Origin of the sequence: Gluconobacter sp. P1C6_b (genome assembly GCF_018811945.1) — a bacterium.
In the GTDB taxonomy this organism is placed as follows: Bacteria; Pseudomonadota; Alphaproteobacteria; order Acetobacterales; family Acetobacteraceae; genus Gluconobacter.
In genome coordinates, this window is sequence record NZ_JACRVU010000017.1 from 25409 (window position 1) to 41890 (window position 16482).

The window sequence follows — 16482 nt, forward strand, 5'->3', positions numbered from 1 at the left end:
TGCAGAGAGACAGGAAGAGGCCGCGCCCTGTGGGCGCGGCGGGCTTGACTTAGAAGCCCATGGCGTCGGCCTGAACGGCGGCGACGTCACGGGAGAGGCTGCGGCCATTGTCGCGGGTGTAGGGCTTCCAAGCCTGACCCATGAGTTCTTCATAGGCGGCACATGCGCCAGAAGCGACGCAGGACAGCGCGTAAGCCTTCGCGCCGTTTTCGGCGGCGATGCGGCGCAAGCCGTCTACGCGGTTTTCGCCACCGTCCACGCCCATGCGGTCTTCGTCACGGTCGCCGTTTGCGAAACTGTCTGCGGCATCCTTGGCGATTGTGCGGCGGTTCTCATAGAAGTTTGCGGCGCCGTAGGCGGAACGGATCAGACCATCCACCACGCGGTCGAGGTGCATCCGCAGACCGTTGAAATTCTGCTCGCCCCGGATGCGGGTCACGAGGATGGGAAACATCAGGTCGTATTGCTCGCGCACCATGTTGGACCCTGCCCCGGTCAGTTCGTCAACGTCACCGGCTTCGACACCGAACGCGAGCACGATCTTGGACATCTGGTCATCAGAAGGAACGAGACGGAGAATGTCTGCGAGACCCGGAGAGGCAAGAGCCTTGGTGCGGCGCTGTGCTTCACTGAAGCGGCGAACAGCGGCGGGGGAATAGTTGCCCTGAGAAGCGTTCTGGGACATGGTGTTGGATGCGTCGGACATGAAAATTACCTTTCTAGTCTAGCGAAGTCCCGTTCGGTGGTCGAAACACCGTTCGGGGCGCTTTGTCTTGAGGGCCAATCCCTCTCGACAAGTAAAAGATAGCCTTTTCGGCCTTTCGTGACAAGAGAAAAAGCGCARAAAACCGCCATAAAGCGCGATTTATTTTTGTTCGGCAAGTAAAAAGATTTCTTGATTACTTTATGAATACCTGTCGTTTTCCTAGACCCATCCTGCCCGTGCGGCGAGCACACTGACGGCGACGAGAGTGGAACGACTGTGGCGTTTTCCTGAGCCCATCCTGCCATCGGCCAAGACGGTCGACGGGACAGGCCGTCAAGCCCGGAGCGTCCTGAGCAAGGGTGGCTGGTCTGCGGCTGATGCGGGGTCGCGTGCGGCCCTGCAGCAGATGCGGGCCTGACACCTGCCGCCGAGGGTCGCGGAGAGGCTTTACGGACTGGCACGGCGACTGTCAGACTGAATGCTGGATGCGAGGACGCTGTCGTGGAACGGCCCTCCCGGGCGGTCCTTCAGGACCGTTCGGGAGGGACGAGGAGCCGTCTCACGCACCGAGCACCCAGTCCGGGACCATTCGTTCAGAGGAAAGAATGCGGGTGAACCGTTACCCGGAAGGGCCGAGCCACAGGGTCCAGACGCCCGGTTGAGGGCGGCTGGACCCTGTGGCTCGGTCGAACTTGGCGACGCAGGAGCCTAGTGAGATAGAGTGAGCGAACCCTTCAGGGCCGCCCCGATCTCTCTTTTGCTTTTTTTACCTATGACCCTGATTTTTGCCCGAAGACTCCCGCGTGAGCAAAAACGCTACAAACCCGACGGCAAGCACGAGCAGACCTCCCCGGGTGGGATGCAGAAAGCCCTTCCAGATCATGATGAGAATGGCTGCCTGAAAGACCAGAGCCCCAATGCGGATAACGGTTTGTCGTGACATGGGGGTAGTCTAGCCTTCTTCGCTGTCCTGGCGCAGCCCCCCTGTGGGGGGCGAGCAGTCGGGGGCATCAAAACTCGCGCCGACGAGGCGCGTCCGCCTGAGTAAACTGGACGAGCGAACAAAAAAGCGGCTCGGAGGCCGCTGGATGTTTCAGAGAGAGGCGCTTTAGGAGGCCGGAAAAACTCAGGCGATATTGCGATCCTCCTGAACGCTCTATCTGGTGGCCTTAAAAGATGAGCCCCGGAGTGCGGACCAGATAGAAAACCCCGTATCCACCTGCTCCGAGCGCGAGAGCGACAGCGGCCGCGCTCGCAGCAGTCACGTAACCCTTGCTTATGGCATACAGAAGAAAGCCTGCAACAAAATACACCAAAAGGAGGCCTGCGGTCTCCCCGGCAAGGACCAGATGGCGGCTGGCGTGAAACGCGGCGGGCACGGCTGGCGGATAGCTGGCCAGTGAGGCGTAAAGACCGATAGTCAGACCGGTCATCAGGAGCACGAAAAGAAAGATGATAGCGGTGCGGTCCACTGTGATGCCTCCTGAATCAGTAAGGAGATGAATACCAGAGGTTAACGGAGTAACGGAAGGACAGGGCGGCGCAATCGGCTCCCTGTCCTTCCCGGCGCGCTCTAGAACGGGATTTCGTTATCGAGGTCGTCCCCGCCCGGTGCGTCCCAGCCCGCATTGCGGTTTGCGTTGCCAGACGATCCCCCGGACCGGCCGCCACTGCTACCACCACCAAAGCCGCCCTCGCCCCGGTTGCTGTCGATCAGCACCAGCTCGCCCCGGAAACGGTCAATAACTACCTCTGTAGTGTAGTGCTCCTGACCGCCCTGATCTGTCCATTTACGGGTGCGGAGTTCGCCTTCGATATAGACTTTGCGGCCTTTGCGGAGGAAGCGCTCTGCGACGTCACCAGCCCGCTCATTGAAGATGACGACACGGTGCCATTCGGTGCGCTCACGGCGTTCGCCGCTCTGGCGGTCGTTCCATGTGTCAGACGTGGCGAGGGTAAAGCTCACGATCTTGGACCCGGACTGCGTATGACGAACTTCCGGGTCTATACCAAGGTTTCCAACGAGAATGACTTTGTTAACGGAACCAGCCATGAGAGCCTCCAAGACTTAGGGAACGTATCGACTGGACTTGTTCGGCGTCATTGCCTCTGTCCATGAATAGATATTAGGTTTTTACTTGGTGAACGTCAACGAAAAACGGCAGAAAACTGCCGTTTTCAAAGAAATAAAGCCGTAAAAATGTGATAGTTACTTGTTGATTACTGAAATTATATTTGATGTTTTCCTAGACCTATCCTGCCCGTGCGGCGAGCACACTGACGACGACGAGAGTGGAAGGGAGGTGGCGTTTTCCTGAGCCCATCCTGCCACCGGCCAAGACGGTCGACGGGACAGGCCGTCAAGCCCGGAGCGTCCTGAGCAAAGGAGGCGGTCTGCGACTGATGCGGGGTCGCGTGCGGCCCTGCAGCAGATGCGGGCCTGACACCTGCCGCCGAGGGTCGCGGAGAGGCTTTACGGACTGGCACGGCGACTGTCAGACTGAACGCTGGATGCGAGGCCGCCTCCCTGTAACGTGCCTCCCCGGGCGGTCCGCAGGACTGGCCGGGGAGGTTGAGAAGCCGTCGCACGAACAGATCCCCCAGACCAGGACCGTTCGTTCAGGGAAAAGAACGCGGGTGAACCGTTACCCGGAAGGGCCGAGACGCAGAGGCCAGACGCCCGACCGAGGGCGGCTGGATCCTGTGGCTCGGTCGAACTTGGCGACGCAGGAGCCTCGTGAGATAGGGTGAACGACCCCTTCAGGGCCGCCCCGATCCTGCTTTTCTTCTGCCCTTCAAACCACCCACGGGTCAGTATCGAAAAGATGGAAAAGACTGGCCTTTCCCTCCTTGCTCGCCTTCCTTTTCAAAACCCTGCGTTCCTGACGGGCCTTGCGCCTTTTCTTCTCGTCAGCCTTCCAGCACTCTCGCAGGACAGCACGCAGTTCGGGACACTGTGCGCTTATCTGTCCATAAGCTTGACGCCTAAACAGGGCCACGCCGCCGAAACGGTCGATACCTGTCAGCAGGGTGCTCCTTCCGATCCCCGGATAGAAGATCACGCCGAGGCCATCCTGCGCATCGGGTGGTGAGGGCAGCCGGAGGAAATGAGTGGCGAAGCCATCTGAGGTCTGAACCCATCCGGGCGCTGGCCCTGCCAGTTGCCGCAATGGCATCAGGTCAAAGTCCGGACAGTTCTCAGCTATGGCCGCCGAGAGAGGCTGAGACCTGTGCCAGAAGCTGGCGCTACAGCCCGCCCAGTCTCTCGAAGGATCCGTTGGAAACAGGATTGAGAAAACGGTGATGAGTTCTGCCTCATAGACAAGCTGGCCGCCCTGCCATTTGGCGAAGCTCGGATCATCGAAGCAGTCGAAATATTCCATCCCCCGGATACTGACGTCGGGATACTCGTCTGACAGTCCGTCTCCATGATGAAGGAAGGGCGTGCCGGTGCCGTTTTCGAGGGTCATCACCAGTGTGGTGTCGTCTTCCCAAGTCATCTGATCCGCTGCGCAGGTCCGGTAAGCGCGCTCTTCGGCGATCTGGCGCAGACGATCCTGCGGCCCGGTGAGCGTGAAGACTGTTGTGACGGAAGTAGCCACGGAAAACATCCTTTTATCTTTTCAGATGCTTTCCCGCAGGCGCAGACGGCTGGACGGGACAATGGCGCGCCCTCCAGGGCGCGGGCCGCGTGCGGCCGAACCATTGTGGCGGCCGGACGGCCTGTGGCTGACCCTGTCTCTCTCCTGTCCCACGCTCTACTCTTCACGTCCCGACCCGCCCCCGGCTTCTCTCGTGCCAGCTTGCTGCGCGGTTGTCAGAAGGCACGCAGATGCTGGCCACCCCACGGCCCGCTCTCACATCGCGCGATGACAGAGTGCAGGGATCCATTGTCATGACCCGGGATAGCCATGCACCATCGCATTTCCAAGTCAGCCCGTTCTGGCTGTCATCCCCACGACGAGCTTCGGCTGATCGTCTGCCTGCTTTTTGAAGATGGAACCGTCTTTGTCGGACAGAGCCTTGTCCGCACGTTGCAAACCTACCTCAAGCGCACGGGGACCCTTTTCCGCTCCGTAGGATCGTTTCAGCGTTACGACCTGCACGCCTTCACGATCGGGGATGCGCCCCCGAATGATATGGTTTTTCTCTGGGCCTACCACCTGTCCCGACACGGCGTGCGCCTTCGAACCCTGAGCGACCCCGAAGCCATCGTTGATCCGCTTGCGCCGCTGGCGTTACAGAAGCGCGAATGGAGCAGTTACAGCGCCCGTACCCGGAAAGTGCTGTTCCCTGCCGTCCTGAAGCAGGCTCTCGCTTTGCGGGGAGAATGGCGCGGCACCCGTATTGTTGCCTATTGCTGCATCCTGTCTCAGGGCGCATTCGTCCTTGGCAGTACACCTCTTCTCGATGAGGAATCTTTCAGACTGAACGACTGGCTTCCCGGGGTTGGAACCCATCATCTGTGGAGCCACGTTTATGAGGCGGAGGTCAACAGTCAGGCGGCATATCAGGAGGCGGAGGCCGCTTTGGGCCTCTGGCGTGAAACACTCGAAAACATGGGCGGCCGGGAGACGTGGTACCGTGAGCACATGTTTTATACCGGCTTTCCGGAAACGGGAGAGCTTCACCTTCCAGATACCGAACTGCTTCTGTCCCTGCCACCCTCTCTGCTGGCGGGGATCTCATTCTGCCTTGAGCACTGGCCCATGGGTCTCAAAGACACACGACTGCCGCTCGACAACCAGTCTGCACCCCTCGTCTTCCCAGGATTCCTCAAGTGCGAAAACGAGAACCCGAGTGACTGGGAGAGTGTGGCCCGCTCCCAGCAGGATACTCTGGAACTCATACAGACATATGTCGAGGATATGGGGGCGATGTTTGAAGGGACACTCGCCAGACAAAAGGCGCTTCATGACCAGATGAAAGTGTTATCCAGAACTGTTCTCGAGGCCACAGCGCTGATGGTCAAGCTCCACGCGGCCTCCCGCCCTGATGATATCTGATCAGCCATCCCGCACGAAGAAATTGACCTTCCCCAGCCACGCGCTACTCGAAAAGCGTGGCGAGGAGACGTTTTCAGGCGCGCGTGTTGGGCCTCTCTCCTTTTGAGAGGTTATACCCGACTTCCTCCTGTCTCACGCGCATCCCCCTCCTTTTGCCTCTCACTGCCTCCAAGAGCAGCATCTGCCTGAAGATAAAGGGCCTCAACCACACACAGCCCCTCTTCTCTCCGGTTTTCTGTAAAAAGCCTGTCTGCGACGTCGGCCAGAAGCTTCATAGGGGAAGTCTCAGACAGGGCGGCATGGGCTGCGGGCGGGAGCGGGAGAGGCATCATGGCAGAGTGTTCCGAAGATTAAGGTTACGGGATGTCATGGGTGACCGGCCGGGCATGGGCTGATATCCCTGAACCGGCTGCGCAACGGTGCGGCGAATGGCGAGCAGATCATCAAAATAGGTGATCGCGTGCCGCACCAGGTCAGGATCAAACGCGCCACCCGCCTGCTCCTGAAGACAGGCTTTCACCTGCCGCGGAGACCGCCCTGTTTTATAGGCCCGGGCGGAGAGCAAGGCGTCGATCACGTCGGCGAGGCCGATGATGCGGGCGGCCAGGGGAATGGCCTGACCCTTCATTCCGAACGGATAGCCGTCACCGTCATAGCGTTCGTGATGCAGAAGCACGGCCTCATAAACGAGGGTCGGGATATCGGCTGACAGATGAAACAGCGCTCCGAGACCAAGCGACGGATGCTGTCGCATCACCAGCATCTGACGGGCGTTAAACCGACCCGGATAATTCAGGAGACTGTCGGGCAGGAGCAGTTTGCCTGCATCGTGCAATCGGCCCGCCAGTTCAAGCGCGCTCGACGATAATCCGCTCCCCGTCAGATGGCCGAGCAGGCCGGCGAGGCGCCCGACCCTCTGGCCGTGTCCGTCATCTCCTTGGGCAATCTGTGCCAGGAGAGAAACAAGAGGCGGGCCCTGCCGCCGATAGGACGCAGGCAGTTTCACCACCTCTTTCAGGAGTGTCTGCAGTTCAGGCATCTTTCCTCTACCGGTTGTGTAAGATCACTCTAAGCGCGGCCAATGTGAGTCCGGTTATCCCGGATGGATCAGACCGCGGGCGAGGCCGCCAAGAGCCAGAGCGACGCAGGTGAAGAGGAACTTGATCCCGGTCGCGCGGCGCGGCCCACGTCCGGACAGGATCCCGGCCGTCCTTTCGGCGAGTTTCACAAGACCCAGGGTGACGCAGGCCAGAAGCATCCATTGCCAGAGCGACAGCGTGACGACCGGCTGGCCCAGTCCGGACAGATGCCAGTCCCCCTGCCCTGCAAACTGGTCCAGACCGAGAAATCCATCCGCCGCATTCGTCAGAAGAAACAGACTGACCCCAGCCAGACACCTGGCGCCACAGACCCGACGCGGCACCGTCCCAACAGCGCGAGCCGGTCCCAGAGTGGAGATGTAACGGACACTGGTGACGCACGTTGGGGTCCAGTCCGTAAACAACGGTACGGGCACGATCAGAACCGATCCAGCAAAAGTCTGGAGAGAGAAAGCAGGCAGAGCACCAGACCGAGACTGGCAAAGACCACTCCCCGCCTCCGCTCAAGCCCGTAGTCGCGTCCATCCTCGCCGATATCGGGAACACCCGGTCCCATCATGGTTGCAACGCAGCCACCGAACATAAAAACGGGTCCCATGACAGCGCCAAGCCGGGGAACCACAAAGGCAAACAGAAGCAGGCCCACACTTGGCCAGCAGACCAGAATCTCTCCTGCGGCTTCGGCGACGCGGCGGCGCGGTGGGGCATCTTGCATCAGGTCACATTCCCAGGGCACGGCGGTAGATCTGCAACAGGGTTTCCTGAGCCTCGAGCTCTCCGGGCTCCTGCTTGCGCAGGCGGATGATCGTTCGGATGACCTTGACGTCAAACCCGGCCGACCTGGCTTCGGCAAAGATGTCCTTGATGTCACCACTCAGCGCCTTGCGCTCTTCTTCCAGGCGCTCGACCCGCTCGATAATGGAGCGCAGCCGGTCGGCGGCGATGCCGCCTGCGACGACAGCCTGATTGTCCTGAGAGTGCTCAGGAGGCGAAACGCGTTGCAACATGGGTCAACCTTTCAGGGATCGGATGAGTAACAGATGGGTGAAAGGGGGCGGGGCAGATCGCGATGACCGTCTGCCAGCGCTTCGAGCCAGCGGGACTGCCTTTCCGGAAGATGTCCCTGTTCTTCGATAAGGCGGCGAAGGGCGGTCCGGTGTTCGCCGAGGCGCTCTGCAAGCGTGCGTTCAGACCAGCCAATGGTCATGAGAGCACTGGTCATCGCGTAACCATTCAGTGGAGGCCGGTTGCCCGCGGGAGGCACAGCCCGGGCCAGTGGGTGGCTCAGTCGACGATGCAACATCCCAAGGGCCGCAAGCCACCTGAGGAAGTCCGGATCAGGAATGCTATGCCCCGATTGCCAGCGCAGGATCCGGTCCTTTGAAACGCCGGATCGGCGGGACGCCTGACGCACGCCCCAGCCGATAGCGGAGAGCTCGCCTGCGATGGACAGCGCCGCGCGCCTGTGCCCTGGACGAACGGACCGTGAATCCACATGTCCTGCCTTCGGTTGCCCACAGTGCTGTCCACTGCTTTGGGGGATAACCCGAAAACGCAACGCCTCAGCCATGCCGGGCGATGTCAGTAAAGGTCCGGTCCTGTGCACCCCGGCGAATGTGTTTGGCCATATGAGGCGAGACAATCCGGTAACGGTTGGGGCGACGCGGATCCAGTCGCTCCTCGATCAGCCCCGCCCGCTCCAGAGCCGCAAGTGACTCACGCACCTCACCGACGGAGAGGCCGAGCCATGTCGCGATTTCGCTGGCGGTTTCATGTTCGGTCAGGGACGCAAAGACAAGATCCTCGATGGGCGAGGTTTTCACCGTTCGCGTGGCCGGCATCCACGGCACCCGGGCATAAACACTATGACCCAAAGCCGCGATTTCGCCAGCCTGGGCGAGCGTCGTCAAAGCCATCGGCAGAGCACCCGCCTGCTCGGGCGTCAGGTTCGCGCGGAGTTCAAGGACATTATACGGCCCGCGGTTCAGACAGGTCCGGACGTGCTGGAGAACCGACTGATAGACTTCACGCTGCATCTCTGCCTTGAGCTTGCGAAAGACCCGCGCTTTCGGTTGATGACCGCCAAATTTCACTGTGATGCCCCGTCGTCTGTAGCCGTCGGGATATTCTGCCGGAGACTGTTGTGAGTGCAGTCACGCAACGTCACCATTGGCCTGCCGCCTTCATGCAGTCATAGGCGTTCCGGAGGTTGAACAGGCCGACAGCCACCCAGACCGGAACGAAGACAAGGACATGCCAGCGCGGCATGAAGGCTTTCGTCTTCCACACGCGCATGACGTCCATCACAAGAACGGAGATAGCCAGAGAGAAAAGGATCGCCTGTGCAAGCATGGTCCAGACCATCCGGACGTCCAGCGGGAAAAAGAGCCAGCCGAACCCGAGGAGCATGGTCGCCGAAAGAACCATGCTGCCAAGCATCCAAGAGGAAGACAGTGGGAGAGAAAGTGTTGATTCGGGCAGATCTGGCTGCCCAAGAGAAAGAGAGTGCTCGGTCATACCCGGCAGTATGACGACAGCGTTTGTGAGTGCAGTTCAGCGAAGGGACCGGATGAGGTTGAAACAACAGACCCTACTGGCAGGCCTCAGACCTCCAGTCCGAGACCTGACGCTTTGTAACGCTGTGTTGGAAGAAGCCGCACCACAGCATTTCCCTCAGCATCCGAAAGTTACAGAAAGTTTCGGACGACAAAGCCACAGACGCCGTAATGGCACTGCCGGTTCCAAATCCCAAAGCCATGCTGGCCAACCGGCGCTATGACAGCGACAGCTTCCGCCTCATGTCAGACATTGGGTGGCTAGAAGAGCTTCCCAGAAGCCGACATAAAAAATCGAGCACTCAAATGGAAACTCCTGATGGCCAACTTCCGCACGCACACTTACTAGCTCGAGATTCGAAACTCATCAGGTGATGAGCGGGTAACGGCAGTGGCGTTCGCTTCCGTACTGCTTCCCTGAGTGCTCACACTGTTAAGTTTCTCTCTGAACGTGTCTGTAAAACGCATCAGAATAAGGGGCGAGAGAAAGCGGCGTACCTCCTTGATTCGGGGCAAGATTTCATCCCAAATCGCCACAATTTTTTGGAGATATTGCATATTTGCTGGACTGGATTGACCGCCTCGCAGCGTGAAGCTAACGTCGAAGTCGTCGCCATTGGTCCATGACCAATACATAGTGGTCGAAAAAACAGCCTTTGTGCAAAGCACTTCAAGTAGCTCTTGATTGAAAGAGTGACCTGTCTCCGTCTCCACCATACCCAAATACTCGCAGATTTGGGATAAAAGAAGTTCCAGTCGGGTCAAGGGCTTCGGATGAGAGCCTTCAACAGCCGCTATCGGAACAATAGGCTTACTTCCGTTGAAACGGAAAAAGACCAAAGAGAGGCCGCACACCATTAGGTAAAGTGTCCCGCATAAAACTTCGGGCTGCTCCTCAGCGTCGGCGAAGCTGGGATCCTCTATATGTCGAAGCAAATCCGTGGCGTAGAAGATCGTCGCCGCGAAGTCGGCGGCAAGTTCCGTACCATGAGAGACCAGTGCTTCTCGATCATTGATAGGTTTATGATGTGAAACCTCGAAATCGTGGACGTCAGTCGTTTGCATGGCTTCATTTCCCCTCGGCCCGAACTCGTGGCGTATGATGCCATGCTCTTGCAGGAGGTGGCCGAGCTCATGGAAATACACCCACGTGATCGCCGCGATGAACATGTTCCTGACGTGTTGGTCTTCGTTAAAGCATTCAGGGAGTTTCGTGCGATTGTCATAAATCTCGTAGGGGGTAAAATCTCCTTCTGGCCTGCTTCGCAGGAACTCGCAAAAATTTTCGATGTCACGCCACACCTGTCGCACAAACTCGTAGTATATCGTGATGCTGTGCTGCGGCGGTTTGTCGCTTTGACTTAGAGAGGACGCGTAGGCGCCATAAATTTCCCTCTCACTCCAATAAATCGATAATTTTCCGCCCAGAGGGGCGTATATTATGTCATTTGTTTCATTAGTGATGCGGCCTAAAATATCACCTGCCAACTCATAGATCTCGGCATCCTCCATCGCGCACGTTCCTATTTCTTAGAGGCTGTTTCTTAACTCTGTTGTAATGGAGATAGCTGGCTGTGACGAGATCTGCCTCTCGCAATCTTACGAGACGGAGTTGGAGCATTAGCGCTGGGACTCATATCCGATTACTTTATACTGCTGGCTATGAGTAAATGCTCAAAGAATGATTTGCCCGATCCGTTCACTTTGTGTCTATTCTGGCAGTTCTTATCTTATAAGCAGACTTTCCACTTTCCCCCCCTAAACCGCCTGTTCGCTCAATATGAGCGGACAGGCGGCACTCGCCTACATAAGGGAAATAAAATTGCCAAATGCTGCAATTCTCAGATGGCGATAGACCTCTTAATATTAGGGCTCGCTTCGTCCGCACGTACTCATTCTAGATCTTATTATGGTTCAAAATTAGCGTTCCAAAGACAACTAGACTCCGGAAAAGTCATCGTAACGATCAAGGCCTCGCCGAGGAAACACCGTCTCTAATTGGCCTGGATCGAATGGCACTTTAATTAGCTCGAACCCGTGAGGCGGCATGGTAATTTCTGAGAACTCGATTTTCCTACTGCGCGTTTTCAGCACCGTACAGATCGCATAACGAACGTGGTCCGGGCAGCGATGGCCGAAAACAATCTCCTCTAACTCTAAAGGGCTGCCTTGTTCCCCTGCTGGACCGAGAATTCGCCACTCATTCTCATATTTCCACGCTTCAGCCTTGGCTTGATAAGCTGTCTGGTCCACCTTATTTTTCGCATTTATATCACCGGAAAGCATTTTTTGAATGATACTGGTGCTTAGAAGACGTGAACCGCCGTAATCCATTGGCACAAGTTTAAAGCGGCAATCTTCGGGGAAAGTGTCAGGTATTGAATATCCAAGAGCTACTCCCTGATGTTGATTTCCGTAATGGCTCCACATTAAGATAGAAACTGAACAGAAAGTGAGCGAAAATACTCCTCGATCTTCTCGAATTAAAAGTTCCTGCTGAATGGCCTGTTCTAGAGCTTTTATGTGGGAGTGTTCCGACGTTTCTCCCACATCACGATTATAATTAGCATAGTCAAGAAGGCCTCGTACTTTCCGGCTGACTTCTTTTTCGAAGTCTCCTACTGATGCCATTGATCCCAAGGCACCAGCGTGGAGTAAACTAGATGGAGCCCGCGGCTCAGCCCACATGCGCTGGCGGAGAAGCATTCTATACAGAGCACATAGTGCTGCGACGGGAAGGTCATTTTCGACAATGGGTTGACTATCGAGGGGATCATTAAAAGTGGCCGGTTTCGCTAAATATATAGTATCAGAAATTATCGAATCTAAAGACAATGCAGAAAAGCTCCTAAATTTGTAGAGCCTTTCTGGGGTCGGGGTCGGGTTACGCACCTTAGTAATTATCCTCGGTATTATTGACGATATAGTAGAAGCTAACGATCGCACGGAGCTTAGTGTTTTCATATCATCCCCGATCGGACTCTGTCTTGAGGAGCGGACACGTGTAATTAACTTTTGGGGAACAATTGGGGATGCTGCCGTGAGAGGCAATCAATGGCCGATTTACGATGGCGCAGGCGGATAGCGGACCGACTGCTTCCCCCCCAAGTCAGTCGCAGGACGTGAGTGGTCAGAAGCCCATCGCCTCTCTCTGAGCCTGCCGATTGGAACCCGTTCCCCGTTGAAACGCGGGACGGCAGGTGAGATTTCGCCCCCAACCGTCCCGCCGCGCCTGGAGCGGGATCTCGTCGATGAAACAGCTCGGACTGGCCTGCTCGCCCCGACGAAACTCGCACCAGGACACGCTAACGCGCTGGCGGCCTCGGGTGAGTGCGACATAGGCCAGTCGTCGCTCTTCCGCCGGATCGATGTTCGTGCGCGATGGAAACAGCGTGTCTTCCCAACCGATCAGAAAGACATGCCCGAACTCCAGACCCTTTGATCCGTGAATGGTCATCAGCTTGACCCGGCCGACACTCTCATCGCCGCTGCTTTCCGAGCCAAGGGCAGCGTGGTCGAACAGCTCTTCCACCGAGCTGAACTCGTTGGCGAGCGATAGAAGCTCGTGCAGGTTTTCCAGCGCCGTGCGGCCATCGTCCCCGGCTGCCTGGTGCATCGCGAGATACCCGCTCTCTTCTACAAGAACCCTCAGACGCTCTCCCAAACTGGGCTCGCCACTGCGGGCGCCTTTCAGGATCACGTCCAGAAAGCAGCGCAGCTTGTCAGCAGCCTTGCCGGTGCGTCCCTGCACCGTGCGCTCCGCTGCCTCGTACAGCGAGATCGCCTCCTCATCCGCGACCTGTTCGAATGTCGCCATGGCCTTGGCCCCGATCCCCCGGGCGGGCTGATTGACGATCCGGCGGAATGCCTCATCTGACTGCCGCTCATACGGAAAACATGTCAGACGCAGGAAGGCCAGCGCATCCTTGACCACGCCGCGCTGCCAGAAGGCGGTGTCATTGACCAGCTCGTAAGGGATCTTTGCGCGCAGCAGAGACTCTTCCAGCAGCCGGGAGAGATGGTTGAAGCGATAGAGCACCGCCATGTCCTCGTAAGGCACGCCTTCCAGGGCACGACGTCCGATCTCCGCGGCAATCCCGGAAGCTTCGTCCTGGCTGCCGGTGTGTCGCAGAATATCCACTGGCTCCCCATCTCCGGACGCGGTATACAGTGTTTTCTCCAGCCGGTTGGCGTCGTGAGAAATCACTGCGTTGGCCGCTGACAGGATGTGACCGGTCGAACGGAAGTTCTGCTCCAGAGCAATCATGCGTCCGGTCGGAAACTCCTTGAGAAAGCTTCGGATAATCCGGACATTGGCCCCACGCCAGCCGTAAATCGACTGCGCATCGTCGCCCACAACGAAGAGCTCGTTGTGGTCTTTGGACAGGCATTTCAGCCAGAGAAACTGGAGCCGGTTGACGTCCTGAAACTCATCGGCAAGCACGCAGTCAAACCGGCCCGACCAGTCCTGTCTGTAGCGTTCGTCGCGGAGCATGGTCACGGTGGGCCATAGCAGCAGGTCTGCAAAATCCGCGCGATTGCTTTCGCGCAACATCGCCTGATAGGCTGGATAGAGCGCGGCCGCATCTCGCCAGACCATGATGTCATCGCCTTCGGTGATGGCATCCGTCGCAATCCGTCCCTCGACCCAGGTCACGGCATCCGGGGGAAGCACCATGTTTTCCTTGAGCATGGCGATGCGCGAGCTGACGGATTTCACACGCTTGCGAAACGTCTCTCCGTCATCGGCATTCATGACGCCCGCTTCAATCGCCTTTTCCAGAAGCCTGCGCACGATCTTCGTGCTGTCTTCGCTGTCACAGACGTCGAAGCCCGGACGCAGCCCGGCAATGTCAGGATCGGTCCGCAGCTGACGGCGTCCGTGCGCATGGAAGGTGCCCACCCAGTACGGGGCCTGCGCGATGTTCAGGGCCGCTGCGATCCGCGTCTTCATCTCCCCGGCCGCCTTGTTGGTAAAGGTCACGGCCAGAATGCGATCGGGCGACATCCGGCGCTTGACGACACGGTCGACAATACCGGCCACAAGCGTCTTGGTCTTTCCGGTCCCGGCACCCGCCAGAACAACAACCGGTCCTGTCTGACGCGCGGCGTCTGCCTGGGAGGGGGTCAAGCCTAAGAGATGATTATCCACGACCACGTCCCTGCTCCCGGGTGCCATGAAGAACATCGCACCGCGTCGCACGGCGGCCATCAAGGCTGAGAATCATGTCCGGCTCGACCATCAGGTCGAACTCCTGCCCGAAGTCCCATGTCCCGTCCGCCAGAACCGTCCCTCCGACCACGAGACCGCGCAGCACATCATCGCCGAACGCAATCTTGGCGTAGGTCTGCGGGAAGGGCGGCTGATTGTGCAGCAGAGCCCAGGTATGCCAGGCGCGGGTTGTCTCTACATCGGCATGCCAGGCGGCGGTCAGTTCTGCGACATGCCCCAGAAGTGTGACGGCTTCCGGACGGTCAGGATGACGCGTGCTTCCGGGAACGGTGCCAATCTGGACAAGCTGCTGCTCCCCCGCCTGACAGGTCAGGAACCCATTGTCTCCGGTCGGGGACTGAACAAACAGGACGATGCGCCCGGAGAGATCCCAGCCTGCCGCGCTCCAGCGCCCCCCAACCACAAGACCCAGACCCCGCCCCGTCTCAGGACCGTATTCTACCAGCGCCCAGGGAATACGACATCCGAGGTCTGGCATCCGGCGCAGATAATGGTCCGCATCCGGGTGCGCCAGAAAGGCCGTTCTCAGAGCGTCATTCTTCTCATGTCCGGGAAACAGCGCCTCCATTTCCCGTCGTGCCTTGTCATTCGTCATCAGTCTCTCCTCAGGCGGCGCGGGCGGCGGCCACAACAGTCTTCAGGGCGTCGTTGAAATCTTTGCAGCCACCGTGGGGAATACGGCGGATCACGCGGACACCGGCTTCGCGGCCCAGTTCTGCAAGGCGCGCGGCATAGCGGTTGCCGGCGTCGTCATTATCGGTTGCGGCTACCAGAACGGCAGCCGGATCATTTGCCATTTCAGCCAGCTCGGCCGTCAGGGCTTCGACCGTCTCCGGCCCCATGCCACCTGCGGTCGAACAGTACAGGGTTTCGCGCGTACGCTCGCTGTCGAGGGCGGCGTAGGACAGGGCATCAATGGCGGATTCACTCACCACCAGGCGACGAACCGTGCGAGCCAGACCGGGCTGGAAGCGGAACAGCGTTTTGACCGTACCCGACAGACAGATACCCTTGGTGTCCGGACCACGCAGTTCCGCGCCACAGATGGCTCCCACGGCATCCCGGTGGCAGAACCAGGCGGCGTGATAACCGTCCCGGATGCAGCCGGTCATAATGGCCCGACGCAGAACCCATTCCGGAAGGCAGCGCTCCTCGGTGAGATACGCCCAGACCTTCGTGCCGGATTTGAGCTCCTTCTTGCCCTGCCAGCGCTCAGCCGGGGCGCCGTCTGGCGTTTTGGCCTGACGCTCGCGGACATACTCTGCCCCCTTTGGTTCAATACCTACCAGTTGACCCAGCTCCCGACAGGCATCGCGAAACTTCAGACCGGGCGTCAGGCGCTGGATCAGGGAGAACACATCCCCCTTTTCGTCCGATCCCGTATCCCACCAGCCACGGCCTTCATGGTTGACGATAATCGTCTCGCCCTTTCCCGCACGGTATTTCAGAGCGTTCCGCGTGCTTTCGGGCTTGTCGAGAAGATAGCCATGGCGCTCAAGCAGCAGAGCACAGGAGACGCCTTTGACAATGTCGGTCCGGTCGTCATCAGACAGTCTGAACGGCTCAAAGCGTGCCATGATCGTCATCCTTTCTCGCTTCGGGGCGGCGCAACGGTCAGAACCGGCTTCAACGCCCCTGTAATGTGGGTTTAATTTAGGGAAAATCCGCAGGTATTGCAAGAAAAAATGACTATTTACTGCGGTTTTCATGGTTTTTATTTGTCGTGACTTACCAATATACAAACATCATCGACACCAACTTAACGAATACTTAAACGAGCCTTTCGTTCGACCCGTGCCGGAGGCAAAAGGGGCGAAAGCAAGCGCAGCGACGCCTTTCGTCCCGACACTTTCAGGTCCGTCACAAACGTAGCGCAGGACAC

General features: G+C 58.3%; 20 protein-coding genes. 3 read left to right on the forward strand and 17 right to left on the reverse strand.

The window, feature by feature from the left end; all coding sequences use genetic code 11:
- Positions 1-49: 49 nt before the first annotated feature.
- On the reverse strand, positions 50-706 hold the full coding sequence (locus KP701_RS11675) for a hypothetical protein (protein ID WP_215747317.1): 657 nt from the start codon (positions 704-706) through the stop codon (positions 50-52).
- 265 nt (positions 707-971) lie between these two features.
- Between KP701_RS11675 and KP701_RS11680 the strand changes: the two genes are divergently transcribed.
- Both KP701_RS11680 and KP701_RS11685 read left to right on the forward strand, forming a co-directional pair.
- On the forward strand, positions 972-1124 hold the full coding sequence (locus KP701_RS11680; RefSeq protein ID WP_215747318.1) for a hypothetical protein: 153 nt from the start codon (positions 972-974) through the stop codon (positions 1122-1124).
- Positions 1125-1427: 303 nt separating this feature from the next.
- Positions 1428-1646: a hypothetical protein gene (locus KP701_RS11685; RefSeq protein WP_215747319.1), complete on the forward strand. Its 219-nt coding sequence runs from the start codon at positions 1428-1430 to the stop codon at positions 1644-1646.
- Positions 1647-1875: 229 nt separating this feature from the next.
- Here KP701_RS11685 and KP701_RS11690 read toward each other — a convergent pair whose 3' ends face one another.
- The 4 genes from KP701_RS11690 to KP701_RS16495 all read right to left on the reverse strand — a co-directional run bounded on the left by KP701_RS11690 (position 1876) and on the right by KP701_RS16495 (position 4461).
- The gene (locus KP701_RS11690; RefSeq protein ID WP_141354671.1) at positions 1876-2178 is read right to left on the reverse strand and encodes a hypothetical protein; all 303 of its coding nucleotides are present in this window, start codon (positions 2176-2178) and stop codon (positions 1876-1878) included.
- 101 nt (positions 2179-2279) lie between these two features.
- Positions 2280-2759: a single-stranded DNA-binding protein gene (ssb, locus tag KP701_RS11695; RefSeq protein WP_141354669.1), complete on the reverse strand. Its 480-nt coding sequence runs from the start codon at positions 2757-2759 to the stop codon at positions 2280-2282.
- Positions 2760-3501: 742 nt separating this feature from the next.
- Positions 3502-4317 (reverse strand): hypothetical protein, encoded by an 816-nt coding sequence (locus tag KP701_RS11700; RefSeq protein ID WP_215747320.1) that lies wholly within the window; start codon positions 4315-4317, stop codon positions 3502-3504.
- A 12-nt stretch (positions 4318-4329) separates the two neighbouring features.
- Positions 4330-4461: a hypothetical protein gene (locus KP701_RS16495; protein ID WP_256445019.1), complete on the reverse strand. Its 132-nt coding sequence runs from the start codon at positions 4459-4461 to the stop codon at positions 4330-4332.
- Positions 4462-4617: 156 nt separating this feature from the next.
- On the opposite strand from KP701_RS16495, the gene KP701_RS11705 reads away from it, so the two are divergent.
- Entirely contained in the window at positions 4618-5712 is a 1095-nt protein-coding gene (locus KP701_RS11705; RefSeq protein ID WP_215747321.1) for a hypothetical protein, read from the forward strand.
- Between the two features lie 328 nt (positions 5713-6040).
- On the opposite strand, the gene KP701_RS11710 is transcribed toward KP701_RS11705, so the two are convergent.
- From KP701_RS11710 to KP701_RS11765, 12 genes are all read right to left on the reverse strand, one after another.
- Positions 6041-6751, reverse strand: a complete 711-nt coding sequence (locus KP701_RS11710) for an HD-GYP domain-containing protein (protein ID WP_141354550.1) — start codon at positions 6749-6751, stop codon at positions 6041-6043.
- Between the two features lie 54 nt (positions 6752-6805).
- Positions 6806-7228: a hypothetical protein gene (locus tag KP701_RS11715; RefSeq protein ID WP_167495576.1), complete on the reverse strand. Its 423-nt coding sequence runs from the start codon at positions 7226-7228 to the stop codon at positions 6806-6808.
- Positions 7229-7230: 2 nt separating this feature from the next.
- Complete coding sequence (locus KP701_RS11720; protein ID WP_141354544.1) at positions 7231-7527, reverse strand: hypothetical protein; 297 nt, start codon at positions 7525-7527, stop codon at positions 7231-7233.
- Positions 7528-7531: 4 nt separating this feature from the next.
- Positions 7532-7819 (reverse strand): DUF2312 domain-containing protein, encoded by a 288-nt coding sequence (locus KP701_RS11725; RefSeq protein WP_141354542.1) that lies wholly within the window; start codon positions 7817-7819, stop codon positions 7532-7534.
- 11 nt (positions 7820-7830) lie between these two features.
- Positions 7831-8307 carry a transcriptional regulator gene (locus KP701_RS11730; RefSeq protein ID WP_141354540.1) on the reverse strand — a complete coding sequence of 159 codons (477 nt, stop codon included), beginning with the start codon at positions 8305-8307 and terminating at the stop codon, positions 7831-7833.
- Positions 8308-8374: 67 nt separating this feature from the next.
- Complete coding sequence (locus tag KP701_RS11735; RefSeq protein WP_141354538.1) at positions 8375-8905, reverse strand: ArsR family transcriptional regulator; 531 nt, start codon at positions 8903-8905, stop codon at positions 8375-8377.
- 70 nt (positions 8906-8975) lie between these two features.
- Positions 8976-9239, reverse strand: a complete 264-nt coding sequence (locus tag KP701_RS11740; protein WP_034953721.1) for a hypothetical protein — start codon at positions 9237-9239, stop codon at positions 8976-8978.
- 473 nt (positions 9240-9712) lie between these two features.
- Complete coding sequence (locus KP701_RS11745) at positions 9713-10879, reverse strand: hypothetical protein (RefSeq protein WP_215747322.1); 1167 nt, start codon at positions 10877-10879, stop codon at positions 9713-9715.
- Positions 10880-11305: 426 nt separating this feature from the next.
- Positions 11306-12259: a DUF2971 domain-containing protein gene (locus KP701_RS16570; protein ID WP_215747323.1), complete on the reverse strand. Its 954-nt coding sequence runs from the start codon at positions 12257-12259 to the stop codon at positions 11306-11308.
- Between the two features lie 238 nt (positions 12260-12497).
- The gene (locus KP701_RS11755; protein ID WP_249193431.1) at positions 12498-14498 is read right to left on the reverse strand and encodes an ATP-dependent helicase; all 2001 of its coding nucleotides are present in this window, start codon (positions 14496-14498) and stop codon (positions 12498-12500) included.
- Between the two features lie 13 nt (positions 14499-14511).
- Positions 14512-15195, reverse strand: coding sequence for a hypothetical protein (locus KP701_RS11760; protein WP_211556288.1), 684 nt, complete (start codon positions 15193-15195; stop codon positions 14512-14514).
- A 10-nt stretch (positions 15196-15205) separates the two neighbouring features.
- Positions 15206-16177, reverse strand: coding sequence for a DUF3991 and toprim domain-containing protein (locus tag KP701_RS11765; protein ID WP_215747324.1), 972 nt, complete (start codon positions 16175-16177; stop codon positions 15206-15208).
- Positions 16178-16482 lie beyond the last annotated feature (305 nt).